The sequence below is a fragment of the Pseudomonas sp. AC239 genome (assembly GCF_979258545.1).
This window is the reverse complement of record NZ_OZ409864.1, coordinates 4,024,739-4,048,476: the sequence shown is the minus strand read 5'-3', so window position 1 is coordinate 4,048,476 and position 23,738 is coordinate 4,024,739. Positions and strand designations below refer to the sequence as shown.

Sequence of the window (23,738 nt, the reverse complement as noted above, 5' to 3'; positions counted from 1 at the left end):
AAAGACCGGGTGATCAACCCACGCGCGCCATGCAATGTTCGATCAACGCTTCAAGCTCGCGCTGGTAATCGCTCATCAGCGCATCCATGGTGCCGGCGCGGTAACGCTGGCTGCTGTAGATGCAGCGCAACGCCAGTTGCCCGTCATAGACCTGGCCGACGATTTCCAGCCAGTTGCCCAGGTTCGCCTTGAGGCTGTAGTTGTCGCCGGTCTCTTCCAGTGCCGGCACCAGCAACGCCTGTTCATCGAAGCTCTGGTCGAACTGCCCGAGGTAATTGAACGTCACCCGTGCCTTCGGCAATGCAGCCAGTTGCGCGGAGATTTCCGGCCCGGCCAGATGACGCAACACGCCGTAGCCGATGCCCTTCTGCGGTACGCCCGCCAGTTGCGCCTGCACATCGATGATCGACTGGCCGATGTCGTCGCCGTCCGGGCGCAAACGCACCGGGAACATGCTGGTGAACCAGCCGAGGCTGCGGCTCAGGTCGATCGATTCGAAGAGGTCTTCGCGCCCGTGCCCTTCGAGCAGAATCAGCGCCGACGGTTGCTGGCTCCAGCAGCACAGCGCGCGGCTGAGCGCTGACAACAGCAGGTCGTTGATCTGCGTGCCGTACACCGCCGGGGCCTGTTTGAGCAGTTGTTCGGTGTGCTCGCGGGACAGTTTGAGCCGTGCCTGCGCCTGTTGCCGCACAAGGTTCTTGCCGCGCGGGTTGTCGCACGGCAGATCAACGCCCGGTTGATCCAGTTGCTCCAGCCAATAGTTCAATTCCTGCTCGGCAATCACCGGCGCCTGCGCCTGCAACGCTTCGGCAAACGAACGGTAACTGCTGGTACGAATCGGCAGCTGCGGCGTCAGCCCCTGCACGCACGCCTCATAAGCGACTTTCAGATCGTCGAGCAGAATCCGCCACGACACGGTGTCGACCACCAGGTGATGAATCACCACCAGCAACCGCGCCTGACCATCCGGCAAGGCCACATGCATGACCCGCCAGACCGGCCCGTCATCGAGTTTGAGGCTGCGCTGCGCGAGGTTGGCCAAGGCTTCGACCTCTTCGCTGCTTTGCGCTTCGCGGCGCCACAGCACAGCCTCGTCGGATGCGCTGGTGCTGTAGCGCTGCAACCAGCGCCCGCCGTCGTTGGAAAAACGCAGGCGCAGCGAATCGTGATGTTGTTCGATCAAGCCCAGCGCCTGTTCCAGGGCATCGAGATCCAGCGGCTGACGTGCACTGAGCAGCAACGACTGGTTGTAGTGATGCGCCTCGGCCATGCCTTCGGCGAAGAACCACTCCTGGATCGGCAGCAGATTGAACGCGCCTTCTGCGGCAACCTGAGTCAGGTCCGGCAACGCTTGCCCGGCGCCCTCCTTCGCCACTTGCTGCTCGACGATGCCGGCGATGGTTTGATAGCGCATCAGATCGCGCAGCTTCAGTTCCATCTGCAGGGTCGGATGGTTTCGCACCCGCGAGATCACTTGCAGGCTGAGGATCGAATCGCCGCCCAGTTCAAAGAAGTTATCGCTGATACCGACCTGCTCCACCTGCAACACCTGCGCCCAGATTTCCGCCAGCAGGCGTTCCTGCTCGGTGCGCGGGGCAACATATTCGTCGCTTTTGAACTCCGGCTCCGGCAGTGCCTTGCGATCGAGTTTGCCGTTGGGCGTAACCGGGAACGCGCTGAGGCAGACGATCTGCGCCGGCACCATGTATTCCGGCAGCGAAGCACGCAGCCCGGCCTTGAGTTCATCGCCGATGTCTTCGCCGCTGGCGGTGACCACGTAGCCGATCAGTTGCTTGCCGGAGGCATTGTCGCGAGCTATCACCAGCGCATCGCTGACCGCCGGCAACTGACGCAGGCTGGCCTCGACTTCGCCCAGCTCGATGCGGAAGCCACGCACCTTGACCTGATGGTCGATGCGCCCGACGTAATCGACCACGCCGTCCGCGCGACGGCGCACCAGATCGCCGCTGCGGTACAGGCGCTCGCCGGGCGCAAACGGGTTGGGCACGAAGCGTTCGCCGGTCAGGTCGGGGCGCCCGTAATAACCGCGAGCGACGCCGTAACCGCCGATGTACAACTCCCCGGCAAAACCCGGCGGCAGCGGATTCAGATCGTCGTCGAGCACGTACAGCGAGCGCGCACCGACCGCGCGGCCGATCGGCGCATACGCCGCTTCGCAGTGCTCGCTGATGGCGACTTTCCAGAGCATCGGCGTGACCACCGTTTCGGTCGGGCCATAACCGTTGGTGAAGTACTGCGGACGCAACGCGGCTTTGACCTGTTCGAAGGTCTGCTCCGGCACCGCATCGCCACCGAAGCAGTAGATGCGCACTGGCGGTGGTGCGATGCCACTGGCGGCGGCGTACTCGGCCAGTTGTTTGAGATAGGCCGGCGGGAAGCAAGCGATGGTCACGCCGTAATCGTGCAAGGCCTGATAGGTCTGCTCCGGGGTCCACAGGCATCCGTCGCGAATCACCAGACGACCGCCGCTGTACAAGGTACTCAGCCAGCGTTCGTGAGCGCCGTCGAAAGCGAACGACATGAAGTGCAACTCGCAACTGCTGGCGTCCATTTCGTACAGTTCGGCGATGGCCTGGCAGTGCATGCTTAAGGGGCCCTGGGTGACGGCCACGCCTTTCGGCCGTCCGGTGGACCCGGAGGTGTAAACCAGATAGGCCAGGCTCTGCTCGTGAACATCACAGACTGGGGCGGCATCACTGTAGAGACTGCGATCGAGCTGATCGATTTCCAGACGAAGCACGCCTCGCGGCGCTGGCAACGTCGCACGCAGGCTGGTTTGCGTCAGCAGCAGGGCCATGCGTGAATCTTCGATCATGTAGGCCAGACGCTCCGGCGGATAATCGATGTCCAGCGGCACGTACGCCGCACCGCTCTTGAGCACGGCGAGGAAGCTCACCAGCATTTCCAGCGAACGCGGCAACGCCACGCCGATCACCACTTCCGGCCCGGCGCCGTGGGCGATCAGGCACTGCGCGAGTCGATTGGCCTGCCGCTCAAGTTCGGCGTAGCTCAGGCTCTCGCCGGCGCATTGCACCGCGATCGCATCGGGTTGCTGTTGCGCATGACGGCTGATCAGCTCCGGCAGCAACTGCGGCGCGTGGCGGTGGGAAGGCTCGGCGCTCCAGGCCTGCGCCGCTTGCCATTGCTCGGCGGACAGACGCTGCAAGTTGCCCAGCCGCTCATACGGCGCGGCCATCATCGCCGCGAGGGTGTTTTCCAGGGTCAGGCGAATGCCTTCTACCGCCGCGGCGCTGAAGTGGCTGCGCAGGTACAGGTACTCGATCGACAACTCGTCGCCGAGCATCACCGCAAGGTCCATCGGCACGTTGGTCACGCCGTGGCCGATGGATTTGCCGAAGGTCAGCTCGGTGTCGGTTTCTTCCTGCAAGCGCTCGTCGATCGGGAAGTTTTCGAACACCACGATGCTGTCGAACAGCGCCTGACCACCGAGGTTCGACCAGCGCTGCACATCGGCCAGCGGTGCCTGGGAGTAATCGCGAATGTCGAGGTTGTAGGCCTGCACTTCCCCCAGCCAGTCGGCCAGACGCTGATCGGCCTGCGGGGTCTGAATGATCGGTAAGGTATTGATGAACAGGCCGAGCATGTTGCCGACGTTCGGCAGGCTTTCCGGACGCCCCGATACGGTGGCGCCGAAGGTCACCGTCTGTTGGCCGGTGTAGCGTTGCAACAGCAGCAGCCACGCGCCCTGAATCAACGTATTCGGGGTGATGCGCAAGTCGCGGCAGAACTCCAGCAGACGCGCGGTCTGCGCCTTGTCCCAATTCGAATAGAGCGCATCGTGACCGGTAACGTCGGCACTGTGACGCGGGTGCATCGCCTGACTCAGCGCGGTCGGTTCGTTGACCACCGCCAGACGCGCCTTCCAGAACAGCTCCTGGGCATCCTGATCCTGCGCCTGCAACCAGGCGATGAAGTCGCGGTAGCGGCCGTTTTCGCCAGTCACCTCGCCGGTGGAGTAGTACTGCAAGACCTCGCCAAACAACCGCGAACTGCTCCAGCCGTCCATCAGAATGTGGTGACTGGTCCAGATCATCTGGTACTGCTCGTCGCCCAGCTGCAGCAGGGTTACCCGCTGCAATCGCGCTTCGGACAAGTCGAAGCCCAGCGCGCGATCGGCGCTGGCGAACTCGGCAATCGCCGCCTCGCTGCAGTCCTGCCCACGCCAATCGAGCACCTCCATCTGCAGCGGCGCATGGCGATGCACCACCTGCAGCGGTTTGGCCAGCCCATCCTGCCAATGGAAACTGGTGCGCAGGATCGCCTGACGCACAATGATGAATTCCCAGGCCCGGCGGAAACGCCCAACGTCGAGGCCCTTGATCGGCAGGCTGACCTGTTGCACGTAAAGGCTGCTGCCGTTATCCGACAGGGTGTGGAAGAGCATGCCCTCCTGCATCGGCGACAGCGGATAGACGTCTTCGATCAGCTCCGCCGGCACCGGCAACGCATCGAGCTGCGCCTGATCCAGTTGCGCCAACGGGTAGTCGCCGGCGCTGGCGGATTGTGTGTCTTCAAGCGAAACCACTGCGGCCAGTTTCTGCACCGTCTGCTGCTGGAACAGGTCTTTGGGCGTGAAGCAAATGCCCTGCTGCCGCGCGCGGCTGACCAGCTGGATCGAGATTATCGAATCACCGCCGAGGGCGAAGAAATTGTCGGTCACGCCGACCTGCTCGATCTTCAGAATGTCCTGCCAGACCTCGGCGAGTTGCTGCTCCAGCGGCGTCGACGGCGCCACGTAATCGCGTTGTGCCTGGCTGGCATCCGGCGCCGGCAAAGCCTTGCGATCGAGTTTGCCGTTGGGTGTCAACGGCAATTGCTCAAGGAACAGCCACTGCGCCGGCACCATGTAGTCCGGCAGATGCGCCTTGAGCGCGGCTTGCAGCGCAGTGCTCAGCTCATCCAGTTGCGCGGGGCTTTGATCGGCCTCGGTCGGCACCACATAAGCCAGCAGTTGCTGGCCGCCAACGCTGTTCACCGCCAGCACCACGCCTTCGCGCACGCTGGCCTGGGCCAGCAGACGCGCTTCGATTTCGCCCAGTTCAATACGGAAGCCGCGCACTTTGACCTGATGGTCGATGCGGCCGACGTATTCGATACGGCCGTCATCGATGAAGCGCGTCAGGTCGCCGGTGCGGTACATACGCTCGCCGTTGCTCGCCAACGGATTCGGCACGAAACGCTCGGCGGTCAGGCCCGGGCGCAACAGATAGCCACGGGTGATGCCCTCACCGGCCAGATACAGCTCCGCTGCGATGCCGACCGGCGCTTGCTGCAATTGCTCGTCCAGCAGGTACGCAGTGGTGTTGCGCAATGGCCGGCCGATATTGGCCTGGCCACCGAGTTCGCGACGGGTCCAGGTCGAATACGTGGTGTCTTCGGAAGGCCCGTACAGATCGTAAACGTGGGCGACCGAAGTTTCGCGGTACAAGGTGTTGACCAGCGCCTGCTTGAGCGGCTCGCCGGCCAGATTGATGATGCGCACGCCCGGCGGGATCTGGCCGATGCGTTGCAACGCGGCAATCGCCGACGGCACGGTGTTGATCAGGCGCACCTGATCACGCTCGGGCAAGTCCGGCAGCTCGAGGGCATTGCGCGCCATGACCATGGACCCGCCGCGCGCCAGGGTGACGAAAATCTCCCACACCGACAGGTCGAAGCACACCGACGTCGAGGCCAGCACGCCTTGCAGATCGTCCTCGCTGTAGACCTCGGCGGACCAGTGAATCAGTGCCTGTACGTTGCGATGGGCGATGGCCAAGCCTTTCGGTTTGCCGGTGGAACCGGAGGTGTAGATCACGTAGGCCAGATTGGCCGAGTTGGCGCGCGCCGGCAGGTTGTCCGGCGCCTGCGATGCAAACGCCTCGCCGCCGGCCTCGACCAGTACCACTTGCGCTTCGCTGGACGGCAGTTGCGCCAGCAATGCCTGCTGGGTCAGCAGGACTTTCGCCTGGCTGTCATCGAGCATGTAGGCCACGCGGTCGGCCGGGTAGTCCGGGTCCAGCGGCACGTAGGTGCCGCCGGCCTTGAGCACCGCCATCAGGGCGATCACCAGTTCCGCCGAACGCGGCAGCGCCACGCCGACGCGCACTTCGGCGGTGACACCCAGCGTCACCAGATGCCGGGCCAATTGGTTTGCGCGGCGGTTCAGTTCGCCGTAGCTCAGGGCCACGCCGGCATGACTCAACGCCAGTGCCTGCGGATGCGCCGCCACCCGTGCTTCAAAGCTCTGCGAGATCAACCGCTCGGCCGGATAAGCCGCGTGATTGTCGTTCCACTGCGCCAGCGTCTGCCGTTCGGCCAGCGGCAGCAGACCGATCTCGCCAAGTGCCCGTTGCGGCGCTGCGATAAATTGCTCCAGCACTTCACGCAAATGCGCCGCCAGAGCAAGCACGCTGCGCTCGGCAAAGTGCTCGGTGAGGTAGTTGAAATCGAGGTTGAGCACTTCGCTGGCGCCAGCGATCAGGGTCAGGCCGTAGTTGGTCTGCTCGCGATGCTCCAGACCGGAAAAACCCAGCCCGCCCGGATTGGCCTCCAACGCATCGGACACCGGATAGTTCTCGAACACCAGCAAGGTGTCGAACAACGCTTCGCCACTCAACGCCGCCAGACGTTGAATGTCCTGCAACGGCGTCTGCTCGTAGTCGCGCAGCAACAGGTTCTTGTCCTGCACACTGCGCACCCAGTCACCGACGCTGAGGCTGGCCTGCGGGCTGGCAATCACCGGCAAGGTGTTGATGAACAGACCCAGTTGCTCCTCGATGCCCGGCAAATCCACCGGACGCCCGGATACCGTGGCGCCAAACGCAACGGTGGCCTGCCCGGTGTAGCGCTGCAACACCAGCAGCCACGCCGCCTGCACCAGACTGTTGAGGGTCACCTGTTGCTGACGGGAGAAGCTGTTCAGACGCTGGGTAACCGCTTCGTCGAAATGCAGACGATGCATCTGTTTGCCCGGCCCCGGTACGGTGCGTCCATGACACGCCGAGGCCAGTCGGGTCGGTTCGTCGAGTTCGGCCAGTTGCCCGCGCCAGAAGTCCTGCGCGGCGGCCTTGTCCTGGCCCTGCAGCCAGACCAGAAAATCGCGATAGCGGCCCTGCGCGCTCGGCACCGGCTGGCCGGCGTAATCCTGCAGCACTTCGCCGAACATGCGCGAGTTGCTCCAGCCATCCATGAGGATGTGGTGACAAGTGAAAATCAGCCTATGGCGATCGTCGGCAGTGCGCAGCAGGCACAGGCGCAGCAGCGGTGGATTCTGCAGATCGAAGCCGCGTTCACGGTCGGCTTGCGCCCGCGCCTCAAGCACGGCCGGCAGATCAGCGGCATCGCGCACATCGATTTCCGGCATTTCCAGGGTCAGTTGGCGATTGATCACCTGCAACGGCGCATCGAGGCCGTCGCGGCCCCAGATGAAACCGGCGCGCAGCACTTCATGGCGATCGACCACGCGCTGCCAGGCTTGCTGAAACCGCGCAACGTCGAGGCCGTCGATGTCCAGCAGCATCTGATAGACGTAGGCGCTGGCGTCCGCGTCGTACAGGCTGTGGAACAGAATGCCCTGCTGCATCGGCGCCAGCGGATAGATCTCCTCGATGCGCTGGGCGGCAATCGGCAGGCTGTCCAGATGCGCCTGGGACAAACCGGCCAGCGGCACATCGGACGGCGTGAGGCCGCCCGCATGGCTGAGGCAGTGGTCGATCAATTCGCTCAGCGCCACTTCGTAGGCGCGGGCCAGAGCGGCAATGGTCGCCTCTTCGAAAACGTCGCAGCTGTAGGTCCAGGTCAGGCTCAACTGGCCCTGATAAACCCGGCCATCGATGGTCAGCCAGTTGGCCATCGGCGCGTTGGCGTCCTGACCGGCGCCCTTGTCCTCGGTGGCCGGCCGCCACAAGGCGTCTTCGTCGAAGTTGTTATCGAACTGGCCGAGGTAGTTGAACGTCACCTGCGGTTGCGCCAGTTCACGCAGCGCCGCTTGTGCGTCGGCGGTGCCGAGATAACGCAGCAAGCCATAGCCGATGCCCTTGTTGGGGATCGCGCGCAGTTGCTCCTTGATGCCTTTGATCGAGCTTTCCAGACTTGCATGTGGCGTCAGGCGAACGGGGAACATGCTGGTGAACCAGCCCACGGTGCGGCTCAAGTCGATGTCGTCGAAGAGGTCTTCGCGGCCATGGCCTTCGAGTTGCACCAACGCACTGTCGCTTGCAGTCCACTCACACAACACTCGCGCCAGCGCGGTCAGCAGCAGGTCGTTGACCTGGGTGCGGTAGACCGCCGGGGCCTGTTGCAGCAGCTGGCGGGTACGCTCGGCGTCCAGCCGCGTGTCGACGCTGCGTTCGAAGCGGTTGTTCAACTGGCCCTGTGGATTGTCCAGCGGCAAACCGAGCGGCGCGTCTCGCAACTGCTCGCGCCAGTAACTCAGCTCACCGTTCAGTGCCGCACTGCGCGCATGCTCTTCCAGGCGCAAGCCCCAGTCCTTGAATGCGCTGGTCTTGGCCGGCAGGTTCACGCTCTGCCCGGCACTGATCTGCTGATAGGCGTTCTGCAGGTCTTCGAGCAGGATCCGCCACGACACGCCATCGACCACCAGGTGATGAATCACCAGCAACAGTCGCTGACTGGCGTCCGGCAAATCGATCAGCGCCGCGCGGATCAGCGGGCCGTTGTGCAGATCAAGGCTGCGCTGCAGGTCCAGGCACAGCGCTGGTAATGCCACGCTGTCGTCCAGCGTGAAAGTGCGCAACAACGCTTGTGATTGATCCGCTGCGCCGTGGCTTTGCTGCCAGCCCTGCTCGGTTTGGCGATAACGCAGACGCAAGGCGTCATGCTGTTTTTGCACCTGCGCCAGGGCCTGTTGCAGCGCCGCGGCTTGCAGGGTTTTCGCCGGGGTCAGCAGGATCGACTGGTTCCAGTGATGCCGCGCCGGGATGTCGCTGTGGAAGAAATACTGCTGGATCGGCGTCAGCGGCGCATCGCCGAGCACCTCGCCCTGCTCCGTTTGCACGGCGTCGCTTTGTTGCGCGACGGTGGCCAGACGCTGCACGGTCTGGTGCTGGAAAATGTCCTTGGGCGTAAAGCGGATACCGACCTGCCGCGCGCGGCTGACCACTTGAATCGAAATGATCGAATCGCCGCCCAGCTCGAAAAAGTTGTCGTGAAGCCCGACCCGTTCGACTTTGAGCACGTCCTGCCAGATCTCCGCCAGACGCTGCTCCAGTTCACTGCGCGGCGCCGCGTAGGCCTCTTGCACTTGCGCAACGTCCGGCTGCGGCAGTTGCTTGCGATCGAGCTTGCCGTTGGCGGTCAGCGGCAGTCGGTCGAGGAACGCCCAACTGACCGGGACCATATAATCCGGCAGGGTTTCGCGCAGGTGCAGCTTGATCGAATCACGCAGCGCGCCCTGCTCGTCCGCATTCAAAGTCTCGACGGGCACGACCCAAGTCGCCAGTTGCTGGCCGCTGAGGCCGTCCACCGCCAGCACCACCGCTTCGCGCACCTGTGGATGCTTGAGCAGTTGCGCTTCGATTTCGCCGAGCTCGATACGGAAACCACGGATCTTCACTTGGTGGTCGATACGGCCGATGTACTCGATCACCCCGTCGCCGCGCAGGCGCGCGAGGTCGCCGGTACGGTACAGACGCTGGCCGGCCTTGCGGTTGAACGGGTCGGGCACGAAGCGGGTAGCGCTCATGCCAGCCTGATTCAGATAACCACGGGCCAGACCGGCGCCAGCGATGTACAACTCGCCAATGCAGCCTTGCGACACCAGGTTGAGCGAACTGTCGAGCAAGTACCACGACAGGTCGACAATCGGCGCGCCGATCGGGCTGCTGTGATTGCTCTGCAGATCGGCCAGCGACAATGGCCGGTAGGTCACGTGCACGGTGGTTTCGGTGATGCCGTACATGTTGATCAGCGTCGGCGCGCGGTCGCCAAAACGCTCGAACCACGGACGCAGATTCTGTACTTCCAAAGCCTCGCCGCCGAACACCACGTAACGCAGGGCATTACTGCGGCTCGACTCGCAGGCGACCTGCATCAGTGGTTTGAATGCCGAAGGTGTCTGGTTCAACACCGTGACGTTTTCATCGCACAGCAGCGTGTAGAAATCTTCCGGCGAACGGCTGACATCGTGCGGCACCACCACCAGTTTGCCGCCGTACAACAGCGCGCCGAAAATCTCCCACACGGAAAAGTCGAACGCGTAGGAATGGAACAGCGTCCAGCTGTCCTGCGGGCCAAAATCGAACCAGTGCTCGGTGGCGCTGAACAGGCGCATCACGTTGCCGTGCGGCAGCAGCGCGCCCTTAGGTTTGCCGGTGGAACCGGAGGTGTAGATGACGTAGGCCAGATTGTCCGGCGTGGTCAGGCATGGCGGGTTGCTTGCGATGCCGTGTTCCGGCGTTTGATCCAGATCGAGGCAGATCAGCCCCGGCGGCAGCGGCAATTGCCCGAGCAAATGCCCCTGGGTCAACAGCAAGTAAATTCCGCTGTCGTCGATCATGTAGCTCAAGCGCTCATCCGGGTAGCTCGGGTCCAGCGGCACATAGGCGCCGCCGGCCTTCAGCACCGCGAGAATGGCGACGATCATGTCCAGCGAACGCTCGACCGCAACGCCGACGCGCACGTCCGGGCCGACGCCGTGCTCGAGCAGCGTATGCGCCCACTGGTTGGCGCGGTGATTGAGTTCGGCGTAGGTCAGGTGTTGTCCTGCGAAGGTCACGGCCACCGCATCGGCATGCTGCTCGGCCTGAGCCTCGATGGCTTGCTGGATGCACGGCGTCAGCGGTTGTTCAACCAGCGCCGGATTCCATTGCGCCAACAGCTGTTGCTGCTGGCCGGCGTCGATCATCGACAATTGGCCGATGCGCTGGGCCGGCTCGGCGACGATCGCCTGCAGCAGCGCAGTCCAGTGCTGCGCCAGGCGCTCGATGGTCGCGGCGTCGAACAGGTCAGTGGCGTACTTGAGCACCGCTTCGATGCCGTGGGCCTGTTCGGTGGTGTTGAGTGTCAGGTCGAATTGCGCGGTCTGGCTCTGCCATTCCAGCGGTTCGATGTTCAGGCCGTTCAGGCGCGTGGCGACGCTCGCACGGCGCTCGGCCTGGTGGTTGAACATCACCTGGAACAGCGGACTGTGGCTGAGGCTGCGGCCCGGTTCCAGCGCTTCGACCAGTTGCTCGAAGGGCAAATCCTGATGCGCCTGCGCCTCCTGCGCCGTCTGTTTGACCTGACGCAGCAGTTCGATAAACGGCAGCTCTGCGTCGATGTCCGCCTTGAGCACCTGGGTGTTGACGAAGAAGCCGATCAACCGCTCGATTTCCACTCGGCCACGGTTGGCCACCGGCACGCCGACACGGATATCGCTTTGTCCGCTGTAGCGATGCAGCAAGGCCTGAAACGAAGCCAGCAGCAACACGAACAGGGTGACGTTTTCCTGCCGGGCAAAGGCCTTGAGGGCATTGCTTAGCGCCGTGTCGAGAATCAGGTTATGGCTGGCGCCGGCAAAGCTTTGATCGACCGCGCGCGGGCGATCCAGCGGCAGTTCCAGCACCGGTTGTTCGCCGCCGAGCTTTTCCTGCCAGTAGGCCAGTTGGCGCTCCTGCTCACCGGCCTCCATCCACTGGCGCTGCCACAAGGCGTAATCGGCGTATTGAATCGGCAGGGCCGGCAGACCGGCGTCGTGACCGAGGTTGAAACCGGCATAGAGCTGCACCAGTTCCTCGATCATCACTTGCAGCGACCAGCCATCGGAAACGATGTGGTGCAGGGTCAGCACCAGCACATGCTCAGCGGGGTTGACCTGCAGCAGCGCGGCACGCAGCAACGGGCCGTGCTGCAGATCGAAAGTCTTCTGGCTCTGGGTCTGAACGAAAGCCTCGATCAAGTGCTCCGGGTCATTCGCCAGATCAGCGCTCAGGTGATGAATATCGAGAGTAAAAGGTCCTGCGGGCAGGACCACTTGCAAGGGTTGCGCGCTGTCTTGAGAGAACACCGTGCGCAAGGTTTCGTGGCGCTCGATCAGCGCCTCGACGCTGCGTTCCAGTGCCGGCACATCCAGCGGCCCCTGCAAGCGCAGGGCCGTCGGAATGTTGTAGGCCGCGCTGTGCGGTGCCCACTGCCAGAGGAACCACTGGCGCTGCTGAGCGTAGGACAGCAGCAACGGCTCTTCAGCCGTGCGCTTGAAAACCGGGGCAATGTCAAAGAGGTTGACGCCTTTCTGCTTGAGCAGAACCGCCAGAGCCTTTCTTTGCTTAGCCGAAAGTTGTCCTACCGACTCGATTAACTCTTGCACGCGTTTTTCCCTCTCAAGAAATCAGTTTTTCCAGATCATCGAGGGATAGACGTTTGAGGGCCTCCAGTGATTTAGCCAATTCATCCTGAACGGGCGACATTTCGACGCGCAGCGCTTCGATCCGCGCGCAGAAATCCTTGAGCGTGTCGGTTTCGAACAACGCCTTGAGCGGCACCTTGTCGCCGAGGCGCTCCTGCACCCGGGTCACCACCAGCGTCGCCAATAACGAATGGCCGCCGAGCTGGAAGAAGTTGTCCGCCAGCCCTACCCGCTCGACTTCCAGAACCTCCTGCCAGATCGTCGCCACCTCCCATTGCAGATCGCTTTGCGGCGCCTGGTATTGCTCCTGCGTCGGGCTCTCGCCCAACGCCATCAGCGCCTTGCGATCGAGCTTGCCGTTGGGCGTCAGCGGGATCGCGGCGATCAGGTGCAGATGCCCCGGCAGCATATGCGCCGGCAAGCGACTGGCCAGCGCATTGCGTACCCGCTCGGTCAGTGTCGACCGCTCGCTGTCCGGCGCCGCGACGAGGTAGGCATGCAGGTGTTTGCCGGCGGCGCCGTCCTGCGCCAATACCACCGCCTCGCGAATATCGTCGAGTTCCAGCAGGCGCGCTTCGATCTCGCTGAGTTCGATGCGGAAGCCTCGAATCTTCACCTGATGGTCGGCGCGACCGATGTACTCGATGTTGCCATCGTCGCCCTGGCGCACCAGATCGCCGGTGCGGTACAGGCGCTCGCCGTTGCTCGCGTAAGGATTCGGCACAAAGCGTTCGGCGGTCAGCGCGGCACGACGCAGATAGCCGCGCGTCACCCCGGCACCCGCCAGATACAGCTCGGCCGCCACGCCCTCGGGCAGCGCCTGCAACTGACTGTCGAGCAGGTACGCCACGGTGTTATCCAGTGGCCGGCCAATGTTCGCCCGGCCCTGCGGCGTGCGCAGGGTGAAGGTCGAATAAGTGGTGTCCTCCGACGGCCCGTAAAGATCGTAGACCTGCTGCACCTGAGTGCTGGCGTAGAGGCTGTCGACCAGACTCTGCTTGAGCGGTTCGCCGGCCAGATTGATCGTGCCGACCGAAGCCGGAATCTGTCCCGCCCGTTGCAACGCGGCAATCGCCGACGGCACGGTATTGATCAGCGTAACCTGATCGCGCGCTGGCAAATCGGCCAGCGCCAGGGCGTTGTCGGCCAATACCAGACAGCCACCGCAGGCCAGCGTGACGAAGATTTCCCACACCGACAGATCGAAGCAGATCGACGTCGAAGCGAGCACGCCGCGCAATTGTTCTTCGCGATAGACCCCAGCCGACCATTGAATCAGCGCCGACAGATTGCCGTGGCTGATGGCTACGCCTTTCGGCTTTCCCGTGGAGCCGGAGGTGTAGATCACGTACGCCAGGTTGTCTGCCGCGATATTCACCACAGGCGCAGTGGCCGGGCATGCGCTGGCGACGTTCTCGTCCACCAGCAGCACCTGCGCACTCAAGGTTTCGGGCAGCATCGCCAACGCCGCCGGCTCGGTGAGCAGCACCGCCGCGCGGCTGTCGTCGAGCATGTGCAGCAAGCGCTCCTGCGGATAATCCGGGTCAAGCGGCACGTAGGCGCCACCGGCCTTGAGGATCGCCAGCAAGCCGACCAGCATGTCCGGCGTGCGGCGCATGCACACGCCGACGCGCACTTCCGGCCCGACGCCCATGCCTTGCAGCTTGTGCGCCAGACGATTGGCCCGGGTATCGAGGCTTTGGTAATCGATGGACTGCTCAACGAACAGCACCGCGTTCGCTTGCGGCTGACGTTGCACCTGCGCAGCGATGTGCGCCAGCACCGTGCGTTGATCCGGCGTGGCAACCGGCGCCTTGCCCCACTCAATTACTTGTTGCCGTTGTGGCTCGGCGAGCAGTTGCAGCGCACCCAGCGGCTGCGTGGCGTCGGCGAGGAATTGCTCGAGCAGGCCTTGCAACTGCTCACTCAATGCACTGATCGCTTGAGCGTCGAAGCTGGCCTGATCGTAACTTATGCCCAGACTCAGCCCGCGGCCGGTGATCGCCACCAGCGTCAGCGGATAGTTGGTCTGCTCCTGCCGGCGGATTGCCGAGAACTTCAGGCCCGTCTCAGGGCCCTGCGCCAACGCCTCGGCCATCGGGTAGTTTTCGAACACCAGAATGCTGTCGAACAACGCCCCGGCGCCCGTACCGGCCCAGCGCTGAATGTCATACAGCGGCGTGTGTTCGTGCTCGCGCAAGGCCAGGTTGAGGTCTTGCACCTGTTGCAGCCATTGGCTGACGCCGATCTCCGGCGATGGCGCCGCCACCACCGGCAAGGTGTTGATGAACAGGCCGATCTGCTGCTCGACACCCGGCAAATCCGTCGGCCGCCCGGCGACAGTCGCGCCGAACGCCACGTGATCCTGGCCCGTATAACGCTGCAACAGCAGCAGCCACGCCGCTTGCACCAGCGTGTTGAGCGTGACTTTCTGCTCGCGGGCGAAGCGGTTGAGATCGGCGGTCAGCGGCTCGCTGAACACATGCTCGTGATCGGCATAGCCGCTGGCCGCGTGCCGGACCGGCATGGCGCTGGCCAGTCGCGTCGGCTGTTCGAGGTCCGCCAGCGCCGCGCACCAGAACTGCCGACTGGCTTGCTGATCACGCTGGCCGAGCCATTCGATGTAATCGCGATAACGCCCCTGCCCTGCGCTCGGCACGATGCCGGCGTAACGCTGCAGCACTTCGCCGAACAACTGCGAAGTGCTCCAGCCGTCCATCAGGATGTGATGGCAGGTGTAAATCAGGTGATGGGTGTGTTCAGCGCTGCGCACCAGCGTCACGCGCAACAGCGGCGCGTCGAGCAGATCGAAGCCACGTTGCAAATCTTCAGCGGCGAGATGATCAAGCGCGGCATCCAGGTCAGCGCGACCGCGCCAGTCCTGCACTTGCCACGGCATCTGCACGCGGCTGCGCACCACTTGCACCGGCGCGGCGGCATCCTGCGGCCAGACGAACGCCGTGCGCAGAATATCGTGAGCATCGAGGGTCTGCTGCCAGGCCTGGCGGAAGCGCTCGGCGTCGAGCTGTTCGACATCGACGCGCAGCTGATTGATGTAGGCCGGGCTGTTTGGCTCGTTGCGGCTGTGGAACAGAATGCCTTGCTGCATCGGCGACAGCGGGTACAAATCGACGATGTCACGCGGCGCCATCGGCAATGCCGACAGCTGCGCCTGGGTCAGGTTGGCGAGGTTGAAATCCGAGGGTGTCACGCCACCGGCGCCGCTCTCGCAGCAATGTTCGATCAGGCGTTCCAGCTCGCGGCGATAAGCCTCGGCCAGTGCCTCGATGGTCTCAGCGCGGTACATGCCGGTGCCGAAGGTCCAGGTCAGTTCCAGCTCACCGCCGAGAACCTGACCGTCAACACTCAGCCAATTGCCCAGCGGCGCTTGCCCATCCTGATTGGCGCCGGTGCTGTCAGCGCTTGGCAGGAACAACGCGCCCTGCTCAGCGCTGAACGCGCCGTCGAACTGACCGAGGTAATTGAAGGTTACCCGAGGTTGCGCCAGCGCCTGCAACTCGGCAGCACGCGTGAGGTAACGCAGCACGCCATAACCGGTGCCTTTGCCCGGCACGGCGCGCAGTTGCTCCTTGATCGCACACAGCGACGCAGCGGGACTCGCCTGCGGGGTCAGGCGCACCGGGAACAGGCTGCTGAACCAGCCGACCGTGCGGCTCAGGTCGATGTCGTCGAACAGGTCTTCACGACCATGGCCTTCGAGCTGGATCAACACCGACGGCTGCTCGCTCCAGTCACACAGCACCCGCGCCAAAGCCGTCAGCAACAGGTCGTTGATCTGCGTGCGGTACGCCGCCGGGGCGACTTTCAGCAGCTTGTCGGTCAATGTCTGGCTCAGGCGCGTACTGGCGCGAGCGGCCTGGGCGCGGGTCTGGCTGTCCACGGCGAAATCCCGTGGCAATGCCGAGTTATCCGCCGCCAGAGTCTGCTGCCAGTAAGCGCTTTCGGTCGCCAGCGTTTCGCTCTGAGCATAACGGTGCAATTGCCCGGCCCAGTCGTGCAGCGAACTGCTCTGGCTTGGCAAAATGGGCGCCGTCCCCGCCGCCAATGCCTGGTAAGCCAGCTGCAAGTCTTCGAGCAGAATGCGCCACGACACGCCGTCGACCACCAGGTGATGAATCACCAGCAACAAGCGCTGCTCGGCGTTCGGCAGAGTGACCAGCACCGCGCGCAGCAAATGCCCGCGTTGCAGGTCCAGGCTGCGCTGCGCCGCGTCGGCCAGTGCCGGCAAAGCGTCGAGGCTGTCCAGCTCGCGTGCCCAGAGCAGTTCGGGATCGCGCTGAATCTGCGGCAACGCCTGCCAGCTATCGCCCGACTGCACAAAGCTCAAGGCCAAGGTCTCGTGCTGTTCGACCAGCGCCGCCAGCGCCTCACGCAAATGCACGGCGTCCAGCGCCAGGGTCGGTTGCAACATCACCGCCTGGTTCCAGTGCTGGCGCTCGGCAATCGGCGTGTCGAAGAAACGCACCTGAATCGGCAGCAACGGCAGCGGACTTCGTGCCACTGGTGCCGCGACGGCAGCCGGTTTGGCTTCGATCAGTTTGGCCACAGCAGCCAGTTGGCCGATGGTCTGTTTTTCGAACAACTGCTTGGGGCTGAGCTTGATGCCCTGGCGCTTGGCCCGGGCGATGATCTGCAAGCTGAGGATCGAGTCGCCACCCAGTTCAAAGAAGTTATCGCTGCTGCCGACCCGTTCGAGCTTGAGCACTTCGGCCCAGATCGCCGCCAGTTTCTCCTCGATCTCACCGACCGGCGCGACGAACTGCTGGCTGACCACGCCGGGCACTGGCAAGGCACGCTTGTCGAGTTTGCCGTTGGCGGTCAGCGGCAAGTGCTCGAGCAACAGCAACTGCGCCGGCACCAGGTAATCCGGCAGCCGCGCCTGCAATTGCTCGCGCAGACTCTGCGCCTGCACCTTCGCGCCCGCTACCGGCACGCACCACGCCAGCAGTTGCAGGCGCGCCGGATCGTCATCCACTGGCAGCGCGAGCACGGCGGCTTCGCTGACGCCATCAAGGCTGAGCAACAGCCGCGCGACTTCCGCAGGCTCCACACGGTAGCCGCGCACTTTGACCTGATCGTCGGCACGACCGATGAATTCCAGCGCCTGCTCGCGATTGCGCCGGACCCGGTCGCCACTGCGGTACACCCGCGCGCCGGGGTTCCCAAACGGATCAGGCAGGAAACGCTCAGCGGTGAGCCCCGGCTGATTCAGGTAGCCCAGGGCAACGCTGTCGCCGCCGATGTACAACTCACCGGCAACCTGATCAGCTACCGGGTTGAGCACATCGTCGAGCACATAGACATGGGCTCCGACCAGCGCTGTGCCGATCGGAACACTGCGCGCCTGGGCGGCGAGTTCTTCGACCTCGTGGGTCAGCACGCCCACGGTGGTTTCGCTCGGGCCATAGTGGTTGATCAGACGACAGCCCGGTTTCAGTTGCTGCACGCGCTCGACCAGCGCCGGCGAACAGGCTTCGCCGCCGACGATCAGCGCGTGTTCCGGCAGCACGTCGGCAGGCTTGGCCGCCTGCAACAGCGCGGCGAGATGTCCGGGGACGATTTTCAGCACGCCGACGCGATGGCGGGCCATGTATTCGGCAAAGCGATCCGGGTCGAAGCCGAGTTCTTCCGGCAGCACATGCAGCAGTCGGCCCGAGCACAACGCACCGAACAGCACGGTGAAGCCAAGGTCGGCGGCGATGGTCGAGACCAGCGCCATGCTCGCCTCCGGCGCCGGCGCCAGACGTTCGAGTACGCCGCGCACATAACTGCCCAGTGCGCCGTGGCTGACCAGCACGCCCTTCGGTTGCCCGGTGGAACCGGAGGTGTGAATCACGTAGGCCGGCGACTGCGCATACAGCGTCAGTTCAGGCGCGGACGTCGGCAGTGACTGCCATTGCCCCGGTGCAAACTCCAGACCCTGACAGCCCTCACCCGCCACTTCGCTGAGCCGTGCGTCGCCTTCAGCACCGATCATCGCCCGCGCCTGCGCAGCGCCGAGCATCTGTTGCAGGCGCGCGCTTGGCGCCTTGACGTCGAGCGGCATGTACACCGCGCCAGCCTTGAGAATCGCCAACAGGCAAGTCAGCCAGTCCAGCGAACGTTCCAGCAGCACCGCCACCGGTGCGCCGACACTGACGCCCTGCGCACGCAAATAATGGGCGAGACGATTGGCCTCCTGATCCAGCGCCTTGAAAGTCACCGTTTGCTTGAGATCCCGAGCGGCCAGCGCCTGCGGCTGCCGCGCCACTTCACGCGCCCAATGTTGCAACACCGTCAACGCCGGTTCGCGTTGGCTGGCAAGCGCAGCAGGCCGTGGTGTGGCAACCGTGTGCAATGGCGCCTGCGGCGAGTCGAGCAACTGGGTAAACAGATCCAGCAACATCGGCACAAAACCGGCGACCGTTTCCGCCCGATAGAGATCGCTGGCGTAGGTCATCTGGCCGTGGATCAGCGCGCCGTCGTCGGTGATGTCCAAGGCCAGATCGAAATGCGTGCCGTCCTTGGCCAGCGGGTATTCGCTGACGGTCAGGCCGGGCAAGGCCATCGAGCGCTGTTTCTGCATGCCGACGTTCTGGTTGAACTTGGCCTGAAACAACGGGTTATGGCCCAGGGTGCGTTCGGCGACCAATTCGTCGACCAGTTGCTCGAACGGCAATTCCTGATGCGCCTGCGCGCCGAACGCCGCTTCACGCACCTGCGCGAGCAAATCGGCGAAACTGCCGCGCTCATCGACCTTGCAACGCAGCACTTGAGTGTTGACGAAGAAACCAATCAGCCCCTCGACTTCGGCGCGGCCACGGTTGGCATTAGGCACGCCGACACGAATGTCGCGCTCGCCGGCCAGACGCGAAAGGAACAGCGAGAACCCGGCCAGCACCAGCATGAACAGGCTGGTGCCCTGGCTGCGCGCGAAGACGTTGAGCTGCTGCGAAAGGTCAGCACCGAAATCGAAACTCAGGGTCTGCCCTTCAAAGCTTTGCGTCAGCGGTCGGGCAAAGTCCGGCGCCACTTCCAGCAGCGGATGTTCGTCGCCTAACTGCTGACGCCAGTAGTCGAGCTGGCGCTCGCCCTCGCCGGCCTCCAGCCAGCGCCGCTGCCAGATCGCATAGTCGGCGTATTGCAACGGCAGCGCCGGCAATTGCGGTTCGCGCTGCAGACTGAAGGCTTGGTAGCACTGCACGAATTCCTTGACCATGACGTCCATCGACCAGCCATCGGAGACGATGTGATGCATGCTCACCACCAGCACGAACTCATCGTCGGCCAGAGCAAACAGACTGGCGCGCAACAACGGGCCGTGGCGCAGATCGAACGGTTGCGCGGTGACGTCTTGCACGCGTTGCGCGAGCAGTTCTTCGCGCTCTTGCGCGGCGGTGCCAGTCAGATCGAAGCGTTCCAGCGCAATACTTTGCTGCTCGAGAATCAGCTGATGCGCTTGATCGCCGTCAGTGTGAAACACCGTGCGCAACACTTCATGGCGCGCCAGCAGATGATCGAACGAGCGGCTCAGGGCCGACTCATCCAGCCGGCCTTTCAGACGCAAGCCAGCGGCCATGTTGTACGCGGCGCTGTGCGGTTCCAGTTGCCAGAGAAACAGCAGGCGCTGCTGGGCGAATGAAAGGGGAATCTGCGCGCAGTCGTGGCGGCTGACCGGCAGCGGCAACAGGCTGAAATCCTTGCCCTCCTCGCGCAGCTTGGCGAGAAACAGCCGACGCTGCTCCAGCGGCAGGCCGACGAATCTTCGCGCAATACGTTCCGCCATCGTGCCGCTCATACTTCTTCTCCTTGCAAAGCATTCATGAACTGATTCAGGTCGGACCAGTCGTCGTCGCCGCTCGCCTCGGCCAGTTGCCCGAGCATTTCAGCGAGATCCGCCAGCCGCGGTTTTTCGAACAGGCTGCGCAGCGGCAGCACCACACCCATCTGCTCCTTGACCCGGGCGATCACCTGCGCGGCCAGCAACGAATGGCCGCCCAGTTCAAAAAAGTGATCGTCCACGCCCACACGCGGCACGTGCAGCACCTCGGCCCAGACCTGCGCCAGACATTGTTCGGCCGGCGATTGCGGGGCGCGATAATCGCCCTGCAACTGCGCCGGATCCGGCGCTGGCAAGGCCTTGCGGTCGAGCTTGCCACTCGGTGTCAGCGGCAGGTTCGCCAGCAACAGCAGATGCCCCGGCACCATGTAATCCGGCAGGCTGGCTTGCAGCGCCGCGCGGGTCTGCTGACGGAACGCCGTTTGCGTCGCCGCACTGGCAAGCATCGCAGGCTCCGTCACCACGTAGGCGACCAGTTGCGCACCGCCGGCGAACGGCACCGCCAGCACCACCGCTTCGCGAACGCCGGGACATTGCTGCAGGCGCGATTCGATCTCGCCCAGTTCGATGCGAAAGCCACGAATCTTCACCTGATGATCGACCCGGCCGACATATTCCAGCGCGCCATCGCCGCGCAGCCGCGCACGATCGCCGGTGCGGTACAGGCGCTGGCCATCGGCGAAAGGGTCGGCGATGAACCGCTCAGCGCTGAGGCTCGGCTGACGGTGATAACCGCGCGCCAGCCCCGGCCCACCGATGTACAACTCGCCCACCGCGCCTTGCGGCAGCAGGTTCAGATCATCGTCGAGCACGTACAGACGCCGTGCTGCCAGTCCTTTGCCGATCGGCATCCCACGCCACGACACGTCCTGCGCGGTCAGCGCGGTGCAGTCATGAATCGTCGAGACCACCGTGGCCTCGGTCGGGCCGTAGGTATTGAGCAGGCGCACATGGCCGAGCCCGGCCTGCTTCCAAAGACGCAAGCCGTCCACCGCCATGGCTTCACCGCCGACGTGAATCTGCCGCAGCGCGCCGAAACTGGCCGGCGGTTTCGCCGCGTATTCCTGCACCAGCCAATACCAATAAGCCGCCGGCAGGTCGGCCAGAGTGATGCCCTGATCGATGATCACCTGATGCAGCGTCGCGCTGTCCCACAACGGCGCATCGCGCATGACCACGCTGGCGCCATGGCACAGCGGCGGGAAAAACTGCTCGACGAAACCGTCGAAGCTGCTGGTGGCGAATTGCAGAACCCGGTCGCCTTCGCGCAGATCGCTGTAGTCGATGGCGCGGGCGACGAACTCGCTCAGCGCGCCATGACTGACCGCCACGCCTTTCGGCCGCCCGGTGGAGCCAGAGGTGTAGATCACGTAAGCGAGGTTGTCAGCCTCGACCGTTACCGGCAGGTTGTCGCTCTGCTCGCTGTCGGGCAATTGCTCCAGACACAGGCACTCGATGCCATCCAGTGGCGGCAGCTTGGCGAGGCTTTGCTGATCACTGAGCAACAGTTGCAAACCACTGTCAGCGAGCACATGGCGCAAGCGTTCGACCGGGGTCTGCGGATCCAGCGGCACATAGGCACCGCCGGCCTTGAGCACGGCCAGCAGCGCCACCGCCAGTTCCAGCGAACGCTCCAGCGCGACGCCGACCAGCACGTCCGGGCCGACACCCTGTGCGCGCAACTGATGGGCCAGACGATTGCTGCGGCTGTTGAGCTCGTCGTAGCTGAATGTCGGCGCAGGCGCTGTGGCCAACAGCACCGCCGGGGCTTGCGCAGTGCGCGCGACTTGCGCTTCGAACAGGCTTTGCACGCTGGTAAACCGAGGCACGGGTGCAGTCGCTTGTATCAGCGCTTGCCGTTCGCTGTTGGCGAGCATCGTCACTTCGCCGATCAACTGCTGCGGATCACGGCACACCGACTGGAGAATGTTGCGCCAATGTCCGGCCAGCGCGGCAATGGTTGCGGCATCAAAAATATCCGTAGCGTAAGTGAAGGCTGCAAACAGTTGCTCGCCCTCCTCGCGGGTGTCGAGCATCAGGTCACTGGTGGCCGCGTGTTGCCGAGCGCTGCCGGCCAGTTGCTCTTCGCTCAGATAACCCACGCGCAAGCCTGAAGCGAGTTGCGCCTGATGCAAATCGGTAACCAGCGGCTGGTGGTTGAACATCACTTGAAACAGCGGATTGTGGCTTTGGCTGCGCGCCGGTTGCAGGGCTTCGATCAGGGCGTCGAACGGCAGATCCTGATGGGCCTGAGCACCCAGTGCAGCCTGGCGCAGGCTCTGCAGCAACTCGGCGAATGGCGTTTGTGCAGTGACCGCGCTGCGCAGGATCTGCGTGTTGACGAAGAAGCCGATCAGGCCCTCGGTTTCACTGCGGGTGCGGTTGGCGATCAGCCCGCCGACACGAATATCGGTCTGGCCGCTGTAGCGATGCAACAGGGTCTTGAACGCTGCAAGCAACACCACGAACAAGGTCACGCCCTGACGCTGGGCAAGGTTTTTCAGCTCTTCGCGCAGGGCAGCGTCGATCACTGTTTCTAGGCGTGCGCCCTGATGGCTGGACTGCGCCGGATAGGCCCGATCGGTGGGCAACTCCAGCACTGGATGTTCGTCGCCCAGTTGCGTGCGCCAGTAGTCCAGTTGCCGCTCGCGCTCACCGGCCTCCAGCCAGCTGCGTTGCCACAGTGCGTAGTCGCGGTAATGCACGGTCAACGGCGCCAGCGTCGGTTCACGCCCGGCGACCAGCGCGTCGTAAGTGCGCATGAATTCGTCGATCAGAATGTTCATCGACCAGCCGTCGGCGATGATGTGGTGCAGAGTCAGCAGCAGCACGTGTTCCTGCGCGGCCAGGCGCAACAGCCGCAGACTCAGCAGCGGGCCGTTCTGCAGGTCGAAGGCCTGGGTCGCCTCGGCCATCATGTGCTGCTGCGCCAGCGGCCAGCGCTGGGCTTGGGGCAATTCGCTCAGGTCAGTCACGGGTAACTTCAGTGGCTTTGGTTCGGCCACGCGCTGGAAGGCCCGCTCGCCATCCTGGCCGAAGGTGGTGCGCAAACATTCGTGGCGCGCCGCCAAACGGCTGAAGGCTTGCTCCAATGCTTCGACTTGCAGATCGCCATCCAGACGCACCGCCATCGGCAAGTTATAGGCTGCGCTGGTCGGCTCCAGTTGCCAGAGAAACCACATGCGCTGCTGCGCGTAAGACAGGCCGTCACGCTCGGCGATGCCGTCGCAGGCGGTCATTGGAAGCTGCGCAAAATCGATGCCCTCGCGGGCCATGCCGGCGAGGAACAGACGGCGTTTGTCCTGGGGCAATTCGATAAAGCGGCGGGCTAGTTTCTGTGCGTCTGCGGCATTCATGCGTGGAGTCCTTGCTGATCGGCGGCGTGACCTGGAGACCCGGTCGTATCAACAAGAACGAATGGCCCGCGCGACGATTTAGCGCGCCAGGGGCAATCACGGCCCGACGGTACAAAGGCCACACAGACAAATGCCGAAGCCGGTGCATGACCGGCTTCGGCATTGAGTTGAACAG

General features: G+C 63.8%; 3 protein-coding genes. All 3 read right to left on the bottom strand.

The window, feature by feature from the left end; genetic code table 11:
* Positions 1–13: 13 nt before the first annotated feature.
* From ACZ0AZ_RS18340 to ACZ0AZ_RS18330, 3 genes are read right to left on the bottom strand one after another with little or no spacing between them, the layout of a single operon-like run.
* Positions 14–12,328 (bottom strand): non-ribosomal peptide synthase/polyketide synthase, encoded by a 12,315-nt coding sequence (locus tag ACZ0AZ_RS18340; protein WP_463537846.1) that lies wholly within the window; start codon positions 12,326–12,328, stop codon positions 14–16.
* 13 nt (positions 12,329–12,341) lie between these two features.
* The gene (locus ACZ0AZ_RS18335) at positions 12,342–20,165 is read right to left on the bottom strand and encodes an amino acid adenylation domain-containing protein (RefSeq protein WP_463537845.1); all 7,824 of its coding nucleotides are present in this window, start codon (positions 20,163–20,165) and stop codon (positions 12,342–12,344) included.
* The gene (locus tag ACZ0AZ_RS18330) at positions 20,162–23,563 is read right to left on the bottom strand and encodes an amino acid adenylation domain-containing protein (protein ID WP_463537844.1); all 3,402 of its coding nucleotides are present in this window, start codon (positions 23,561–23,563) and stop codon (positions 20,162–20,164) included. Before ACZ0AZ_RS18330 ends, ACZ0AZ_RS18335 begins: the two co-directional genes overlap by 4 nt.
* Positions 23,564–23,738 lie beyond the last annotated feature (175 nt).

Coding starts and splice junctions, on each gene's coding strand:
- ACZ0AZ_RS18335 (WP_463537845.1), bottom strand. CDS start 20,165: ATGAGCGGCACGATGGCGGAACGTATTGCGCGAAGATTCGTCGGCCTG.
- ACZ0AZ_RS18330 (WP_463537844.1), bottom strand. CDS start 23,563: ATGAATGCCGCAGACGCACAGAAACTAGCCCGCCGCTTTATCGAATTG.